Annotated in this window: 8 protein-coding genes and 1 pseudogene; 3 read left to right on the forward strand and 6 right to left on the reverse strand. The window is 68.3% G+C overall.

The annotated features are described in order from the left end of the window. Positions 1–98: 98 nt before the first annotated feature. The 3 genes from OHU34_RS01265 to OHU34_RS01275 all read right to left on the reverse strand — a co-directional run bounded on the left by OHU34_RS01265 (position 99) and on the right by OHU34_RS01275 (position 10,040). Entirely contained in the window at positions 99–7,541 is a 7,443-nt protein-coding gene (locus OHU34_RS01265; RefSeq protein WP_405764136.1) for an SDR family NAD(P)-dependent oxidoreductase, read from the reverse strand. A gap of 94 nt (positions 7,542–7,635) precedes the next feature. Then, the gene (locus OHU34_RS01270; RefSeq protein WP_405764138.1) at positions 7,636–8,823 is read right to left on the reverse strand and encodes an SDR family oxidoreductase; all 1,188 of its coding nucleotides are present in this window, start codon (positions 8,821–8,823) and stop codon (positions 7,636–7,638) included. A gap of 311 nt (positions 8,824–9,134) precedes the next feature. Continuing rightward, positions 9,135–10,040, reverse strand: coding sequence for a hypothetical protein (locus OHU34_RS01275; RefSeq protein ID WP_405764139.1), 906 nt, complete (start codon positions 10,038–10,040; stop codon positions 9,135–9,137). Positions 10,041–10,342: 302 nt separating this feature from the next. On the opposite strand from OHU34_RS01275, the pseudogene OHU34_RS01280 reads away from it, so the two are divergent. Continuing rightward, positions 10,343–10,885: pseudogene (locus OHU34_RS01280) on the forward strand (transposase); the annotation flags it as partial. A gap of 568 nt (positions 10,886–11,453) precedes the next feature. Here OHU34_RS01280 and OHU34_RS01285 read toward each other — a convergent pair. Beyond that, positions 11,454–11,792, reverse strand: coding sequence for a helix-turn-helix domain-containing protein (locus tag OHU34_RS01285; protein ID WP_405764141.1), 339 nt, complete (start codon positions 11,790–11,792; stop codon positions 11,454–11,456). A gap of 4 nt (positions 11,793–11,796) precedes the next feature. Continuing rightward, positions 11,797–12,435 carry a tyrosine-type recombinase/integrase gene (locus OHU34_RS01290; protein WP_405764143.1) on the reverse strand — a complete coding sequence of 213 codons (639 nt, stop codon included), beginning with the start codon at positions 12,433–12,435 and terminating at the stop codon, positions 11,797–11,799. A 160-nt stretch (positions 12,436–12,595) separates the two neighbouring features. On the opposite strand from OHU34_RS01290, the gene OHU34_RS01295 reads away from it, so the two are divergent. Then, entirely contained in the window at positions 12,596–13,804 is a 1,209-nt protein-coding gene (locus tag OHU34_RS01295) for an Ig-like domain-containing protein (RefSeq protein ID WP_200840158.1), read from the forward strand. A gap of 407 nt (positions 13,805–14,211) precedes the next feature. Here the strand turns inward: OHU34_RS01295 and OHU34_RS01300 are convergent, their stop codons facing one another. Then, positions 14,212–15,663: a tannase/feruloyl esterase family alpha/beta hydrolase gene (locus OHU34_RS01300; RefSeq protein WP_405764145.1), complete on the reverse strand. Its 1,452-nt coding sequence runs from the start codon at positions 15,661–15,663 to the stop codon at positions 14,212–14,214. A 351-nt stretch (positions 15,664–16,014) separates the two neighbouring features. On the opposite strand from OHU34_RS01300, the gene OHU34_RS01305 reads away from it, so the two are divergent. After that, positions 16,015–17,493 carry a PHB depolymerase family esterase gene (locus tag OHU34_RS01305; RefSeq protein WP_405764147.1) on the forward strand — a complete coding sequence of 493 codons (1,479 nt, stop codon included), beginning with the start codon at positions 16,015–16,017 and terminating at the stop codon, positions 17,491–17,493. The last annotated feature ends 74 nt before the right edge of the window (positions 17,494–17,567 follow it).

The following is a 17,567-nucleotide window of genomic DNA, read 5'->3' on the forward strand; positions in this document are numbered from 1 at the left end:
TCGATGGGCGATCGATCGCGTGGCCCTCACCGAGGTCGTGGTCCTGCGGCGCCGACCGGAGGCGACGTGGGGCCTCCGGTCGGCCACCGGGATCGCCTCTACCGTTGCGGGGTGGGGCGCAGGTTCTGTTGGAGACGCTGGGCCAGTCCGTTGACGGTGCCTGCGGCCATGAGTTCCATCAAAGCCAAGTCGCAGCCGAACGTCTGCTGCACGAGCAGTTTCAGTTCGACCCCCATAAGCGAGTCGAGGCCGAGATCGGCGAGGTTGGCGGCGGGGTTGATCCGCTCCGGGGCGGTCTGCAGGATGTGTGCCGCCGCGCCGATCAGCGCTTCCGTGATGACAGTCTGGCGTGCCTGATCGTCGGCTGCTGCCGACAGGCGCTTGCGCAGGTCTTCGGCTGCGGTGCGGCGGGAATGGTCGGTGGTGTCCGTCAGCCGGTCGCTGAAGCGCGGCCCGTTCAGGTCCGGCAGGAGCTGGGCAAGTCGATCCCAGTCCATGACACCGATCGCTGTCGCGACGGTGTCGCGGTGCAGGTGCCGGTCAAGGGCGGACAGGGCGGTCTCGGGCTTGATCAGTCCCAGCCCGGAGCGGACGATCGTGTCGGCAAGCTGGGTGCGGGCCACGTAGCCGGTGTCGCTGATGCCACCCCAGGCCAGGGCGAGACCGGGCAGCCCTCGTCGCCGGCGGTCGCGTACCAGAGCCTCCAGATGCAGGTTGGCCGCCGCGTAGGGGGCCTGGTGCATGTTGCCGATGTGAGCAGTGATGGAGGAGTAGACGACGAAGAAGTCCAGGTCCGAGTTCTCCGTCAGCCGGCTGAGGATCTCGCCTCCCCTCACCTTGGGCGCCAGCACGCTGTGGAAACGCTCCGCGGTGAGTTCTTCCAGAGGTGCGTCATCCAGGTGCATGGCGGCATGCACAACGCCACGGACCGGATGTCCGCGATCCTCGGCCTGCTGGACGATGCGCTCCATACTCACCACGTCGGTAACGTCGGCCGCGTGTACGACGGTGGATACGCCTTGGCGTTCGAGTTCTGCCAGGAGAGTAGCCGCTTCCGGGGAAGCGGTACCGCGGCGTCCGACGAGGGCCAGGTGGCGTGCGCCGCGCGCGGCCAGGTGCCGGGCGGTGGCGGCGCCTAGTCCGCTCAGTCCACCGGTGATCAAGTAGGTGCCCTCCTCGGCCAAGGGCTTGACGCTGTCGCCTTCCTCGACGTGGACGGGACTGCCGGGGGAGAAGGTGACGACCACCTTGCCCATGTGGCGGGAATGGCGCAGGGCTGACAGGGCCTCCGCGATCTGCGGGGTCGGGTAGCACTGGTGGGGCAGCGGCCGGTAGACGCCTTCGGTGACCCGTTCGGCGACGGTGCGGAAGGCTGCCGCGGCCTCGGCGGGCGAGTCGGAGATGAGACGGGTGATATCGACTGCGAAGTACGCCAGGTTGTTGCGGAAGGGGCGCAGCAGCAGCGGCTGGTTGGCGTAGATGTCGCGCTTGCCGAGTTCGATGAACCGGCCGCCCGGCTTCAGGCACTCGAGGCTGCGGGTCATGGCTTCTCCGGCCAGTGAGTTCAGCACGACGTCCACGCCTCGCCCCTTGGTGACGGTGCGGACGTCGTCGGCGAAGGTCAGACTGCGCGAGTCGAAGACGTGGGCGGCGCCCAGCATCTTGAGCAGGTCACGTTTCGCGGGGCTCCCGGCGGTGGCGATGACTGTGGCACCTGCTCGCTGGGCGCACTGCAGGGCGGCCAGTCCGATGCCGCCGGCGCCGCCGTGCACCAGCACCGTCTCCCCCGCCCTCAGGCGCGCGCAGGTTTCCAGGCTGTGTTGCACGGTGAGGTGGACGGCGGCCAGGGTGGCGGCCTCGTTGTAGGACATGCCGTCGGGGATGCGGCCGGTCTGTTCGGTGCGCACCCGCACGTGCGATGCGAGCGTGCCGTGCCCGAAGGCGAAGATCCGGTCACCGACCGCCAGACCGGTCACGTCGACGCCCACGGCGACGACGTCGCCGGCGCATTCGAGGCCCAGCTGGGGCCCGGAGTCCGTGGCGGGTTCCGCGCCCGGCGGCAGCATGCCTTCGGCAAGCATCACGTCGCGGTAGTTCAGTGCGGCTGCCCGCACCCGGACCACCACTTCACCGGCTCCCGGTGTCTGCGGTTGCACGGACGTCCAGGACAGCTGGTGTCCGCGGCCCGGCCGCTGCAGCTGGAGCTGGTAGTGGTCGTCGGCGCCGGCCATACGACTGGGGGCCGGGAGGGTCCGTAGCCGCGGCACGAAGCGTCCCTGCGGGCCGAGCATGATCTCGTCCTCCCCGCTGGGGGCGTGCGTGAGTTCGGCTGCGAGTCGGGCGCTGTCCGATCGCAGGTCACCAGACGGGACGAGAGAGATACGCCGGATCGTCAACGAGGGATGTTCGTTGGCGAGGGTCCGGGCGATCCCCCACACTGCGGCGCAGGCCGCCTGGCCGAAATCCTCCGGCTGTGGGAACAAGCCGGTGGCACCGGTGACCACCCATACCTCGGCCCCCTCGCTTCCCGAGTTCGCGCATGCCGCGGCGATGCTCTTCAGCAGACCGCCGGTCCGGGTGAGCACCTGCGACGTGGGGCCGCTGAGGTCGTCTGCGAGCAGCACGACGCGCGAGTTCAGAGTGAGAGTGTCGGCCTCTGCCCACGGGTCGCCCGCCGGGGCGACGATTGCCACCTCGTCGGCCCCTGCCGCGTCCAGCGCCTCGGCCAGCGCCCTGGCCGGCTCCCCGTTCGATGCTCCTGTGACGATGCTCCAGCCGTCCCGTGACAAGGCGGCGGCCGACTCCGCTGTGGGGGAAGTGCGCGCTGCCGTATCGGGGTTGCGGCGGGCGAGGACCAGGGAGTAGTCGGCGGCGGACTCGGGGCAGCTGCTGCCGACGGTGGCAACGCGGTCGAAGCCGCACCGGCGCAGCAACGGCTCCCACTCCTCGCGCGGCAGGAGGGGACTCGCACGCAGGTCGCTGTCAGCACAGGACCAGTACTCCTCCAGCAGTCCGAAGTAGGGCGCGATCATCTCCTCGTCATGACTCTCGATAGCCAGCAGCTGCCCGCCCTGATCGAGTAGCGAGGCCAAACGGCGCAGTGTCGCCCGCAGGTCACTGGTGGCATGCAGCACGTTAGAAGCGACCACCAGGTCGAAGCTGCCCGGCTCGAAGCCCTGCTCGGCAGGCTCCTCGTTCAGGTCGAGGACGCGGTAGTCGATGAAGTCGAACTCTCGGAAGCGGTTCTGCGCGCGAGGGAAGAAGGACGCCGAGATGTCGCTGAAGGTATATCGGGCCAGATGCGGCGGGAGGGCGGGCAGGAGAGCCGCGGCGAGGCTTCCGGTTCCGGCGCCCACTTCCAGGACCCTCAGGGGGCGGCCAGTGGGCCACTGGGCGCTGATGTGCTGAAGCAGGCCACCCGCGAACCGCGCGTAGAGCCGCATCTGGGGAGTATCACCGTAGAACGCTTCCGCAAGACGGCGGTCGGCCTCGTTGAACACCAGCTCCCTGATATCGGTCGCGCCGGTCAGGACCTCGGTCAGATGCGTGTGGAAGCGGGTGTGAAGGGCAATTGCGGTGATCCACTGAGGGCACCGGTCAGCCAACGCCCGGGTCTGTGCGTACGGATCGGCCGGGACAGCGGTGAACCGCCAGCGCTCGTTCCCCGTTTCCCTCGCGTCGCCGGATACCTCTTTCAGGAGCCCGTGGTGTGCCGCCATCTTGGCCATGAGCCGCGTATAGGCCAGGAAGTGCGGGCGGACCTGGTGTGTGGCTACGAGTTCAGAGCAGCTGAACTCCTGTGCTCCGCCGATGAGCGTGGCGAAGGCCGCCGCGGCCCAGTGACTGGCGGCCTTCTTGGACAGTCGGGCAAAGTGCGGATAGTCGTCGACCTGGTCCTGTTCCAGTGCGACTCGCTCCCCGGCCGTCGCGGCAGCGAGGCCGGCCGGGTCGGGCAGGGATACAGCATCTGTCCCGTGTGGGCCAGGCCAGGGAGAAGCCCGCAGTACGGTGGCCAGTTCCTGCGGGGCACTCGACGTGCCGGTGCTGACCGCGCGCAGGCGGCATCCGGTCAGTCGTGCGGCGATCTCACCGTCCGAGTCCGTCACGGTGACGTCGACGAGGGCATCAGCGCCGGAGAGATGACGCAGACGCACATGGATCCGGCCCTTGGCCCGGGGCGGCTGCCAGACACGCAGGCTCTCGAAACCGATGGGCAGGAACATCCGGGCGCCTGCTGCCTGGGCGAGCAACGGCGCGGCCGTCTGCAGTGCACCGTCGAGGATGACGGGGTGCGCCTCGTATCCTTGGGAGTCCTCCTCCAGGTCCTCGGGCAGCCGGTAGTCGGATCCGGCTTCCCATTCGCCCAGCCACAGACTGGTCAGTACTTGGAAGGACGGTCCATAGGCCAGCCCGGCCTGGTCCGTGTGCGCGTAGTGGACGGACGCGTCGATCGTCAGGGCGCCTGGCGGTGGGCAGGTGCCAGAGTCGGTAGGGGCCGGCGGGGGCGAAGCCAGGCGCCGGATGCGGGCGCGCGCGTGCAGCGTCCACTCTGCGGCGGATCCGGTGCGGGACGCGAAGCAGACGATGCCGTCCTCCAGGGAGAGGGAGGTCTGCACGGTCACTTCGGTGGGGTCTTCCGGGCGGGGCAGTGTCAGGGGGCGGACGATGTCGAGGTCGGTCACCTCACAGGCCGCTCCCCAGGTCTGGCGGCCGGCTGCGAGAGCCGCTTCCGCGTAGGCGGTGGCGGGCATGACGACCGTGCCGTCGACTTGGTGATCGGCCAGCCAGGGCAGCCGCCGGTCGCTGACCGTCTGGTGCCAGGCCGGCTCCGCGACGGCGGCCCGGCGCCCCAGCAGGGGGTGCGCCAGCGCTTTGTCCTGCGGCACGGACGCCCACGAGTCGGCGCCGCCGTGGTAGTGGCGCTCGTGTTGCCAGCGGTATCCCGGCAGAGAGACCACCCTGCCCGGGCGGGGAAAGCAACGGGCACTGGGGGCGGCATCCGCAGCGAGCAGAGTGGCGGCGGCCCGGCGTACCGCCGAGGGGCCGTCCTGAGCGCGGCGCATTGACGGCACCACAGTGCCGTCGGGCACAAGGCGTCGCAGATAGGCGGCCAGCACCGCGTGCGGACCGATCTCCACGAACCGGGTGCAGCCTGCCTCGGCCAGGGTCCGCACCGCGTCGGCGAACAGAACCGGCATGCGGACGTTGCGCCACCAGTACGCGGCATCCAGGTGCGTGCCGTCCAGCAGGCCACCGGTGACGGTGGAGGCGAACCGCGTGCGGTGCTGCGCTGGCCGCAACGAGGCTAGAGCGTCGGTCACCTCGCCGCAGATGCCGTCCATGGCACGGCTGTGGAAGGCGTACTCCAGGTCCAGTTCGCGGAAGAAGACCTCCCTGGCTTCCAGTTGCCGTCCGAGCTCGGCCAGCGCATCGGGGCGTCCGGCGATCGTCACGTCACGGTCGGTGTTGACGCCGGCCACCTCCAACCGCCCGTGATGGCTGGCCAGTTCCTTGACGGCTTCCTCCCGGCTCAGGCCCACCGCCGCCATGCGACCGCTTCCGGCGGTCGCGCCCTGGGCCTTGCTGCGGACGGCGACCACCCGACACGCCTGAGCCAGACTCAGGCTGCCGCTGACATGCGCTGCGGCGATCTCGCCGACACTGTGACCGACCACTGCGTCCGGCTCGACGCCATGCTCTGCCAGAAGCCGCACTACGCCCAGCTGCAGGGCGAACAGCAGCGGTTGAGCCACCTCCGTGCGGGCCAGACGGGGGCACCCGGCGGCCATCTCCTCGACCACCGACCATCCCAGCCTGGGCTGTAGCTCGGCATCGACCGCCCGGACCGCGGCGGCAAAGACCGGCTCCCTCTCCAGCAGATCGGCTCCCATACCGGCCCACTGTGATCCATTGCCGCTGAAGACGAACGCCGTCCCACCCTGCTGACCGCCCACCGTCGCGGCGGCGAGGCTGTCGTCCTCCCCAGCGGCCAGCCGCAACAACGCCTCGGCGGCCTCCTGCGGAGTCCGGGCCACCACAGCGGCTCGGTGCTCGTGCCGGCGGCGTCGCACGGCCGTGGTGTAGGCGAGATCGTAGAAGTCCTCGGCTGCCGTGAACTGCAAGTGCTGGCCCAGCGCTTCGGCAGCGTCCTTCAAAGCGGCTGCGGTGCGCGCAGAGACCACCACCGGCAGCGGGTCCCCAAGATGAGCGGCGGCCGGTGTCCTGGCCAGCCCGACAAGATCGGCTCCGGCCAGCACCGCGTGAGCGTTGGCGCCACCAAACCCGAAGGAGTTCACCCCCGCCAGCGCCAGCCCCACCGCCCCCAGAGGCTCGGTGTGTGTGACGGGACGCAGCCCCAGCTGCTCGAAGTCGATCTTCGGATTGAGTTCCTCGGCATGCAGCGTCGCCGGGATCTGCCGGTGTTTCAGTACCAGCAGTGCCTTCAGCAGACCTGCCATACCGGAGGCGGCTTCCATGTGCCCAATGTTGCTCTTGACCGAGCCGACCGGCAGCGGGCCCCGGCTGCGCCCCACACCGAGCGCCCGCCCGATCGCCTCACACTCCAGGGGATCCCCTACCTGCGTGCCCGTTCCGTGCGCCTCCAGATACGCCACATCGTCCGCCACAAGACCGACGCCCTCGTAGACGCGGCTCAGCAACGCCTGCTGTGCCGAGCTGCTGGGCAGAGCCAGTCCGGGGGTGCGACCGTCATTGTTGACGCCGGTGGCAACGATCACCCCGTGAATGCGGTCGCCGTCTGCCCGGGCGTCGGACAGCCGCTTCAACAGCACCAGGCCGCCGCCCTCGGCCCGTACGAAACCGTCGGCACGGGCCGAGAACGGCTGGCACCGACCGGTCGGCGACAGCATCGACGCGGCAGAGAACCCGGCGAACAGCCGCGGGTTGATCAACACGTTGGCACCGCCGGCCACCGCCATCCGCGCACGACCCGAGCGGATCTCCTCGCACGCCTGGTGCAGCGCGGTCAGCGCCGACGAACACGCTGTGTCCACGGTGACGCTCTGGCCGTGCCAGTCGAAGCAGTGCGACAGCCGGTTCGCGGCGATGGCCCCGGCCACGCCCGAGACGCTATAAGCGTTGCCGGACTCGGGCGCGCACGCCTGCAGGTCGCCGTAGTCACGGCTGGAACAGCCGACGAACACGGCTGTGTCCGAGCCTTCCAACCGCCCCCAGTCGATGCCGGCGTCGTCCAGCGCCTCGACGGCCAGCTCCAGCAGCAGCCGCTGCTGCGGGTCCATCTGGGAGGCTTCCCGGGGAGAAATCCCGGTGAAGAACGAGGCGTCGAAGCCGGTGATGTCGCGCAGGAAGCCACCGGCAGCCGTGTACGACCAACCCGGCCGCCGCCTGTTGGGATCAACGAAGTCATCGGCCCGGAAACGATCCGGCGGGACCTCGCCCACCACATCCCGACCGGTGGCGAGAACCCCCCACAGGTCATCGAGGCCATTGATGTCACCAGGGAGACGACAGGCGGCACCGACCACCGCGACAGCGTCGTCGGAGAGCAGGGAAACAGGCACAGACAACGAACAGCTCCAGACTGGCAAACGGACATGATGAAGAGACGCAGAGGAATGTGCCGGACCGAGCGCCGACCACCGGCTGCAGGACGCTTTACAAGCTGACCGGTTGCTCGGTGCGCGGCACGTACGCGTCCCCGCAACTGTCTGAGGGCGCAAGCGCACGCACCAGATAGGAATGGTCGATCGGCGTCGGGTCGGCCAGACCGGATGTCAGAGCCAGGGTGTTCGACCGGTCGTAGGTCCGCCGATGCCGAAAGCTCAAAAACCCGGGCAGCGAGGCAGCAACGAAGCTCTCGGCTGGCGTGGGATCGACAACCTCATCGACCAGGGACACGGACAGCCCGGGGTGAAGAGCCTCGATCGCCAACGCGATCTGCCGCGCCGACGTCTCCACCGGATGAACGATGTGAAAGGCGCGCACGCCGGTGCGCGGAGCACTGTCATGGGCCACACGCAGCATGGCCTTCACCGCGTACGCATCGGGAACGAGGTTGAACGTCACGTCCGACGGAACCGGCAGTCGCAGCCGTACGCCCGCGACTGAGCCACGCTCAGCGGGGCTGGGAATCCCGGGCCCGCCAGTGCGGGCGATGGTGTCGATGAGCTCTCCCAACACGCCCAGCGGGTGGGACGGCGCCCCTGCCCCGCCTGTGTGATCGCTGGCGACGACACTCGGCCGTAGAACGATGGCTTCCCTGCTATGCCGCTGAGCCCACAGACGGACCGCTTTCTCCGCCTCATACTTCGACCAGTCATAATTCGTCTCGAAGCCGTACGCATCACTGAGATGGTCTTCAAAAACCACTCCGGTGGGCATTCCGCCAGCGACGGCCATGGTGCTCATGTGCACCAATCGACACGACGGATCCGTCTGCTCGGCAAAAGTCAGCATTTCGGCGGTTCCTCGCACATTCACAGCGAACAGTCGCTGCCGCTCTCCCGCCAGAGCGATATCGCCCGCGCAATGCCACACCGCCCGGCATTCAGCCGCGAGGCGCCCATACAGCGCCGGAGGAAGCCCAAGATAGGGAGACGTCACATCGCCACTGACGCAACGCAGCCTGGCTCGCTCCTCGTCCAGCAGCGTCCGCCCCGATACCGCCTCCAGCGCCCCAAGGACCCTGCCCCGCAACGAGGCAGGTGAGCTGCGACCAAGGGCCACTACGTCATGCTCGTACGTCGTCAGCAGCTCATACAGAACTCTGGAGCCCAGGAAACCCGTAGCTCCGGTAATCAGGAATGTCACGCCAGCAAGAATGGCGTAAATGACCTTGTTCACAAAATTGCTGATATACGATTACACGATTCCCTTTTCTTCTCGGCGACACGCTTGGCGTTCGGTTGGCACCGCAGAAAATCACTTTGATGAGGGCGCGCGACTGCATTAACGAGCCGATATCATGCCCAACGACCTGCCACCCGACCTCCCCCGCCTTGAAGCGCTGCGGGTAAGGCACGCACTGTGGATCGCCCAGGTCGACCGCAGGATCGAGGTCCTTCGCCGACGGGAAGCCGAACGCGAATGCGTCGAGCAGGCGCGGCCCACGCCGCCGGGGCCTCTCCCACATACACGGGCCAGCCCACAGCGGTTCAGGCTCGGAGTGGGTCAGGACGCTTGTCTGGATGAGCTGCGGTGATGTACTTCATCGCAGTGCCTGTGCTCAAGCCGAACAGGCGCATCAGGTGGACAGGATCCGCGGTGTGCCGAGCCTCGTCGTAGATGCGGTCTCCCCGCAGCTGGCGTGCGCTGATACCCACCCGTTCGAAGACGGTCTTTGTCACTTCGGTGCTCATCCTCGGGCCGGCCTCGTCTACTGCGGAGATCCTGCTCACCCACAAGTGGGGGTTGCCTGTTCGTGGCCAGCGTCGGTACCGCTCTCGCAGCCACGATGTCGCCAGTTCGGAGGTGAGCTCATCGAGGTAGACGACGCGGTCCAGTTGCCCCGGGCGACGCACGCGCAGTTGCCCGCAGGAGCGGTCAAGGTCTTCGAGCAGCAGTGCTGGCAGATCGTTGCGAACGAGAGCATGAATCGCGACCAGGGCGACGATGAACTGGCTTCTGGCGTCCTCGACCCTGCTCAGAATTCCCCTCACACGATCTGAGGGGAGAGGACTGGGGAGCTTCACCGCGATGGGCAAGGAGACGCTGCGTGCGGGATCTCGGAAGATCTTCCGTTCACGTCGCAGCGCCCGAAACAGTGACCGCAAAGGGGGGTGCACAGAGTGGCGTCGAACGGACGGCAGGCCCATGATGGCGGCCTCAACGTCCTTCTTGGTGATTTCCCTCAAGTCCGTGATCCCGGACTCCGCCCAGGACTTCAGGGTCGGGTGCGCGTTCTGGACGTAGCTGTAGATCGTTCCGGAAGCAAGCGCGGGGCTCGACCGACTGCCCTGGACCTGGAGAACGTCGATCCAGAGGTCCACAGCTTCGGCGAACGGTTCCGGCAGAGAGGCGGCCACTCTCCGTGCCCGGGTCAGTTCCGCGTCGCGCATCATCTCGGGGTGCAGGATGTCTCGCTGACGAAGGAAACAGATCACGCAACGTGCGCAGGCTCGTCGTCCCGCCCACCCGGGGGTCCACGCCCAGATCCCGTAGATAAGGGCTGTCCCGCTATGATCAAGAAGCCCCCCGCTCGCGGACAGATGGGCCGTGAGAGGAGACCCCGTGCGCCGCACCGAGCCGGCATGAGGTTCGCTCCCTGAGCCCGGAAAAACCGCTGGACCCGCTGACGGGGGCGCGTCATAGGGTTCGGGGCGCGGAGACGCGGTCGGCGAAATGGGGCCGGTGGATGGCGGGCAAGTCAGCTGCCGACCGCATCATCGACCACGTTGGGCCGTTGCTGGCGCTCAAGCAGCGGCAACGCTTCCGCACCGGCAGCGTGCTCATCGTCGACGGCACGCTCGTGCCCACCCGCGACCACACCGCCGCTGAGCAGTCCAAGAACTACAGGTACTCCACCAACCACCAGGTGGTCATCGACGCAGACACACGGTTGGTCGTTGTGGTCGGACGGCCGGTGCCTGGGAACCGCAACGACTGCAAGGCATAGGAGTTGTCCGGCGCGAGGGCCTCCGTCGGCCATACCACCGTGATCGCGGACGGCGGTTACCGGGGCACCGGCCTGGTCATCCCACACCGCCGTGAACCGGGTCAGGCCGAACTCCCAGCCTGGAAAGAGGAACACAACGCTTCCCATCGCAAGGTCCGAGCCCGCGTCGAGCACGTCTTCGCCCGTATGAAGAGCTGGAAGATCCTCCGCGACTGCCGGCTGAAAGGCGATGGTGTCCACCACGCCATGCTCGGCATCGCACGCCTACACAACCTGGCCCTCACCGGATAGAGGCAAGCCCGGGAGCGTTACGTCATGCGGCAGCTGAAAGATCATTTACGGGACAAGACTTAGTTCGAAAAGTCTGACAGCAACACTTTGGCCGCCGGTGTGAGCGCGTATTCGTCCTCGGGGTTCAGCCGACCCCAGTCCCGTGGGGGTGTGGGGAACAGCTCCAGTTGCCCAGGGTCAACCAGGTGCGGAGACGTGGGCCGCATGGCGCGAGAGGCGGCTCGGCCTCGCCGTTCCTCCGCCTTGAAACGGCCTTGGGCGCCGGTCCCGCTCAGATATCGGTCGCTCTTACGCAGGGCGAGCTCACGGCCGAACCAGAGCTGGTCGCCGCCATCAAGGCCGATCCCGCTGACGTCGAACTCGGTCTCCCTCAGCAGCAGCGTACAGAAACGGCACTTGCCCTGCTTCAGCGGACGGCGACGCCGACAACGTGCGCACTCCGCCACGTCCGGGTACAGCTGCCGCCACCCTCGGCATCCGTGGCAGAGGGTGAGTCGGTCATTCGCCCAGGCCAGGCAATGAGCGCAGCTTCCGTCGCCCTGGTGCAGGCGTGGCATTCATCCGTCCTTCAGTTGGGCGGCAGAGAGCGTCGTCGACCACCGCTGCCTGGCTTCGGGAGCGGGCGGACCCGGTCAGTGCTAGCGACTTCACCGGCGGCGCGCTGCTCGGTCTCGGGTCGTTGCGCGACGGCGACAGGCTCGGCCTCCATCAAGTCTGCGACCGAACGGTCCAAGGCGGTACAGATCATGTCCAGATCGTCGAGCCGGATTGTGATCGGCTTGCTCGACCACAGGGCCGCGGTCTTGCTCAGCGATGGGTTGAAGCCGACCTCTTGGAAGGCAGCAAGCAGCTGAGTGGGCCGCCAGATGTCGCGGCGAGCAGCGGCCCAACGCAGGTTCCATTTCAACGGTTCACGACTCCCACCTCAGCCGGCGAACTGCTCGCCGGGAAGACTCCAGACTCTGCCGCTCCGGGTCGCCCTTCGCTGTGGCCAGGTAGCCGACCGTGGTGGAGGCCCAGGTATGCCCCAACAGAACCTGAACATCCCAAAGGGGCATTCCCGCCTCGTAGTTGTGCGTTGCACAGGCGTGCCGGAGCAGGTGCGGGTGGAGCTCCTGAGCGCGCCCTTGAGGTGCTGCTTGGACGCTTCCTTGAGCACCTTGCGGAAGGTGTCGGGTAGGAGGAACGGCGCCACGGGCAGGTTCAGCGCGGCGATCGCACTCGGGACCCGCTCGGATGGGAAGAATTGTCTGCCGCAGGAGTGTCGGTCTGGCCCGATGACCTGTCCCGTGAGCTTCTGGCCGGTGGACGCCGGTCGGTTTTGCCGCACTGTGCCGGATGGCGCGGTTCGCTCCATGGGGGGCCGCGGCCGACGGCGGGATGCGCAGGAGGGTTCGGCGATGCCGTGCCAGTCCTCCCAGGTCTCGTCCCGCTCCGCATGGCCGGCCAGGGCGCCCGACGCTCCGCCTCCTGCGGCCCCTCCTGCTCCGGGACCACCTGCTCGCGCCCGCACGCCCAGGCCCGGGCCTTCGTTCGGCGAAGCGCTCCACGATCCATGGCTTTCATCACAATTTACCCATTTCGGGGCAGGGATCTGCCTATAAGTAGGTTCACCGATAGTTGCGCTCCTTCGGCGATCAACACAGGAATGCACAGACCAGGGACAGGGAGAAGCGCTTGATCACGCTCTACGGACGACGCACCGGGCAGATGGCTACGGCCGGAGTGCTCGGGGGCGTACTCGCAGTCACGGCCCTGGGCGGCACAAGTATCGCTGCCACCGGCGACAACGGTTCCGGGAACCAACCGACATCGCAGGCACCGGCAGATGGGGCGGGCACCCAGAAAGCCTCCGACGCCCGAATAGAGATCACACCCGGGGAAGGCGCCCACAACGTCGAGATCGACGGTCCAGTCGGTGTAACCGCCAGTAATGGCAAGCTCACCAAGGTGACCATGACCGCTGTCGCGACCGGCACCGAGATCCCGGGCACCCTGTCCGCGGACGGTACCGCCTGGAAGCCAAACGGCCCACTGGAGCGTGCCACCAAGTACCAGATCGCCGCAGAGGCCGAGGACGCCAAGGGCCGCTCCGCCACCGGTAACGCCACGATCACCACGGTCTCCCCGGCAAACGACTTCGTCGGGCACCTCTCCCCCATGAACGGCTCGACCGTCGGCGTGGGCATGCCGGTGTCGGTCAACTTCAACACGGCGATCAGCGACAAGGCCGCCGTGGAGTCGGAGATCCAGGTCAGCGCCAGCAGCGGCCAGCGGGTCGTCGGTCACTGGTTCAACGACCACCGCTTGGACTTCCGCCCCGAGAAATACTGGAAGTCCGGCTCCACCGTCACCGTCTCCCTCAACCGCAACGGCCTCCAGAAGACGGTCACGTTCAAGATCGGCCGAAGCCAGATCAGCACCGTGGACGCGAAGACGAAACAGATGACCGTCGTCCGTGACGGCAAGACGATCAAGACCATCCCGATCTCGTCAGGCAGCGTCGAGCACCCGACGTACAACGGCCGGATGGTGATCTCCGAGAAGTTCGAGCACGTCCACATGAACGGTGCGAGCGTCGGCCTCACGGAGAAGGACGGCAAGCCCTCGTACGACATCAAGGCCGTACCGCACGCCATGCGCCTGACCGACTCGGGCACGTTCATCCACGGCAACTACTGGGGTACCGACTCGGTCTTCGGCAAGGTCAACACCAGCCATGGCTGCGTAGGCCTGAAGGATGTCAGGGGCGGCGACGACGGCAGCCTGCCCGCCGCGTGGTTCTTCGACCACTCGATGATCGGTGACGTCGTGATCGTCAAGAACTCCACGGACAAGACCGCGTTGGCCCCGGACAACGGCCTCAGCGACTGGAACATGCCGTGGAGCGAGTGGGTCGCGGGCGGCCCGACCACCTGACCTCACGCCACTCCACCAGCCGAACCGGCAGCCCTTCCGCCAGATGGTGGCGACACCATGCCGGCGGCCACTGCCTGCGACCTCAGGACGCTCGGACAGCGTTCGTCCTGGGGCCGGGTTCGAGTCCGGCTCCGGCCTCCCCTTCGACGGCCGCCGCTCTGACGAGAGGCCGACTGTCCCACGTTCGTGAACACGACAGCGCCGTCGCTTCTCGTCGGCAGCGCCGTCGCCTCTCGTCGACATCCGTGAGGCCGGGTGATCGCCCACTGCCTCCGGAACCGGTCGCCGGACGCTGTTCCTGGAGATCGACGAAGCCGGCTGCCCGGCGACCGCCACGACTGCTCGGGATGGCGACTGTCCAGGGCAAAGGCCGCCGTGGGCGCGACCGCCGTCCAGTGAAGGCCCGTTCAGGGCGCGGCCGAAGGAGCGATGTCGGGGCGGGCGTCGAGGGCGCAGGTGTTCGACAGGGTGGCGGGATCTGCGTCGGCGGGCAGGGGGACCGTGTGGGAGACGGGCGGGCGGTGTCCCGTCGCGACCCATTCCTCCAGGGCGGTGAAGGCCGTGCGGTGGCAGGGCGCGAGCGGGCGCAGGCGGTCGGGGTAGGCGTCGAAGAGGGCGTCCGTGTGGGTGCCGCCCTCGATGCGGTAGTAGCGGTGCAGTCGCCCACGGCCGGCCTGGCGCACCATACGGGCGTAGACGTCGGAGTCTCGTGCGATCGGCAGCAAGACGTCCAGGGTACCGTGGAGAGTGATCAGCGGCTTTCCGATCCGGCCGGTCAGAGCGATCCTCTGCACGGCACTCTGGACCTCGCGGGGCCGGGCGGCATAGTCGTAGTCGGCGTCGCAGGCGGGCGTGCCGGGCACGCAGAAGGGCGTGCCCGCCTCGGTCGGGCCGTCGAAGCCGGGGTCCAGTTCCTCGCGGTAGATGCGCTGGGTCAGGTCCCAGTAGACCTTGTGGTGGTACGGCCAGAGGAACTCGGATCCGGCCGGGAAGCCGGCGGCGTGCAGGGCTCCGCGCGCCGCGTCGGCTTCCTCTCCCCCGGCGGCGTACACCGGATAGGCGAGGAGTGCCGCGGGCAGGAAGTGGAGCAAGGTGGGGCCGTCGGAGCGCCACAGGGTGCCCTCCCAGTCGACTCCCCCGTCGTAGAGTTCGGGGTGGTTCTCCAGCTGCCAGCGCACGAGGTATCCGCCGTTGGACATCCCGGTCACGAGCGTGCGTGACGACGGGCGGTGGTAGTGACGGACGATGGTGGCCCGGGCGGCCAGGGTGAGCTGGGTGAGCCGGTCGTTCCATTCGGCGATGGCGTCGCCCGGGTTCTTCCCGTCCCGGTAGAAGCCGAGGCCGGTGTTGCCTTTGTCGGTGGCGGCGTAGGCATAGCCGCGGGACAGCACCCGGTCGGCGATGGCCCGGTCGTTGGCGTACTGCTCCCGGTTGCCCGGGGTGCCGGCGACCACCAGGCCGCCGTTCCACCGGTCGGGCAGGCGGATCACGAACTGGGCGTCGTGGTTCCAGCCGTGGTTGGAGTTGGTGGTGGAGGTGTCGGGGAAGTATCCGTCGATCTGAACGCCGGGGACCCCGCTGGGGGCGGACAGATCCTTGGAAGTCAGCCCCGCCCAGTCGGCCGGGTCGGTGTGGCCCGAGGTGACCGTCCCGGCCGTGGTCAGCTCGTCCAGGCAGGCGGTCTCCTGGTGCTCGGCCCCTGGCACGCGCGTCTGGGAGAGCTGCGAGCAGTGGCCGTCACCCGAACTCGCCGGTGCCGCCGCGGCGGGCACGGGGGTGAGCATGAGGGCGGCCAGGGCGAAGGCCGCCGGTCGACATCGTCGCCACGGGCGTGTCATCGGACGGGGAGAGGGACGCATGAATGAGCCTCCGTGATCGCGTACCGGGATGCCCGAGAGGCTATGGCGCGGCTTGTCTGCGAGATATGGGGCTGCCGCCCACCGTCCAGGGCCTCGGCAAGGCTGCGCACACCACCCGGCGTACGGCGGATCGGGTTCATTTCTGGGAAGTTCGGGCCTGGAGGCTCCTGCCCTACACGACCTGCCGTGGCCGGGCCATGTCCCGCCGTCACACGGGTTCTCGCCACTCGTGGCTGCCCCACCCATGCCGACGCGGGCGCGCGAGCACCGATGATGCATGGCCACGCAGCCTCACCGGGGCCTGTCGGCGCCGGCGTGGCGAAGCGTCCCCCACATCAGGAGGCAGTCGTCATGGGAGAGTCCCATCATGTGTTCCGCTCCTCCCGGAGCCTGGTCAGAGGCCTGCGCCGCTGGGTCACCGCCGCCGCTGGGGCTGTGGCCCTGACCGGCGCTCTGCTCACCGTGAGCCCTCCCGCATCCGCCGCGGGTCTGACCCAGGTCACCGGGTTCGGCACCAATCCCGGCAACCTGTCGATGTTCACCTACGCGCCTGCGGCACTGCCGGCCGGCGCTCCGCTGGTCGTCGCTCTGCACGGCTGCACCCAGAGCGCGAACGACTACTACGCGCACTCCGGCTGGCCCAAGTTCGCCGACGCCTACGGATTCGCACTGGTCTTCCCCCAGACGACCGGCGCCAACAACGCCAACTCCTGCTTCAACTGGTTCGAGCCGGGTGACAGCGGCCGCGGTCAGGGCGAGGCACTGTCGATCAAGCAGATGGTGGACAAAGCCGTCTCCCTGTACGGCGGCGACACCCGTCGGGTCTACGTCACCGGCCTGTCCGCGGGCGGCGCCATGACCGCGAACCTGCTGGCCGCCTATCCCGACGTCTTCGCGGGCGGGGCCATCGCCTCCGGGCTGCCCGCAGGCTGTGCGAGCACCGTGTCCGCTGCCTACACCTGCATGTACAGCCCGCCGGACAAGAGTCCCGCCCAGTGGGGGGACCTGGTACGCGCGGCCGCTCCGGTCGGCACGACCTCCTGGCCGCGTGTGGCGATCTGGCAGGGCACCGCCGACACCACGGTGCGGCCCGAAAACGCGACGGAGTTGCGCGAGCAGTGGACGAACGCATGGGGCATCGGCCAGACGCCCTCACGTACGCAGAGCCTCGGTGGGGGCACCACGCTGAGCATGTACGACGATGCCTCGGGACGTCCCGCCGTCGAGGTCTACTCCGTCTCCGGAATGGCGCACGGTCTGGCTGTCGACCCGGGCAGCGGCGCCGAGCAGTGCGGCAGCACCGGCGCCTACTACCTCGACACCATCTGCTCGAGCTACCACACCGCCCACTTCTTCGGGCTGGACGGCGACGAGGACAGAGGCACGCTGCCCGCGCCCACCGCACTGACGGTCTCGGGGACCACCGACACCACCGTCTCGCTGACCTGGGAGGCGGTCGACGACGCGGCCTCGTACACGGTCTACCGCGGCGGCGTGAAGGTGGGCAGCTCCACGTCGACCTCCTACACCGACACCGGCCTGGCGACGGGCACGACGTACAGCTACACGGCTGCTGCTGTGGACCCGGCAGGAATGGCAGGCAGCGTCTCCCCGGCCGCGGAGGCGACCACCACCGGGTTCACGCCCACATGCCACACGGCCGACAACTACGACCACACGGTCGCCGGACGCGCCTACCAGAGCGGCGGCTACACCTACGCCAAGGGTTCCGGTCAGGCCATGGGTTTGTGGAACACGTTCACGATCCACACCCTCCAGCAGACGGCGCCCGGACACTACGTCATCGACGACGCGGGCTGTTCGGCCTGAGGCGAATCACGAGCCGACCGCGTCCTCGCGTACGCCACAGCCGCGGGACGCGGTCGTCAGGAAGTAGGCCGGCG

Origin of the sequence: Streptomyces sp. NBC_00080 (assembly GCF_045041255.1) — a bacterium.
GTDB classification, from domain to species: Bacteria; Actinomycetota; Actinomycetes; order Streptomycetales; family Streptomycetaceae; genus Streptomyces; species Streptomyces coriariae.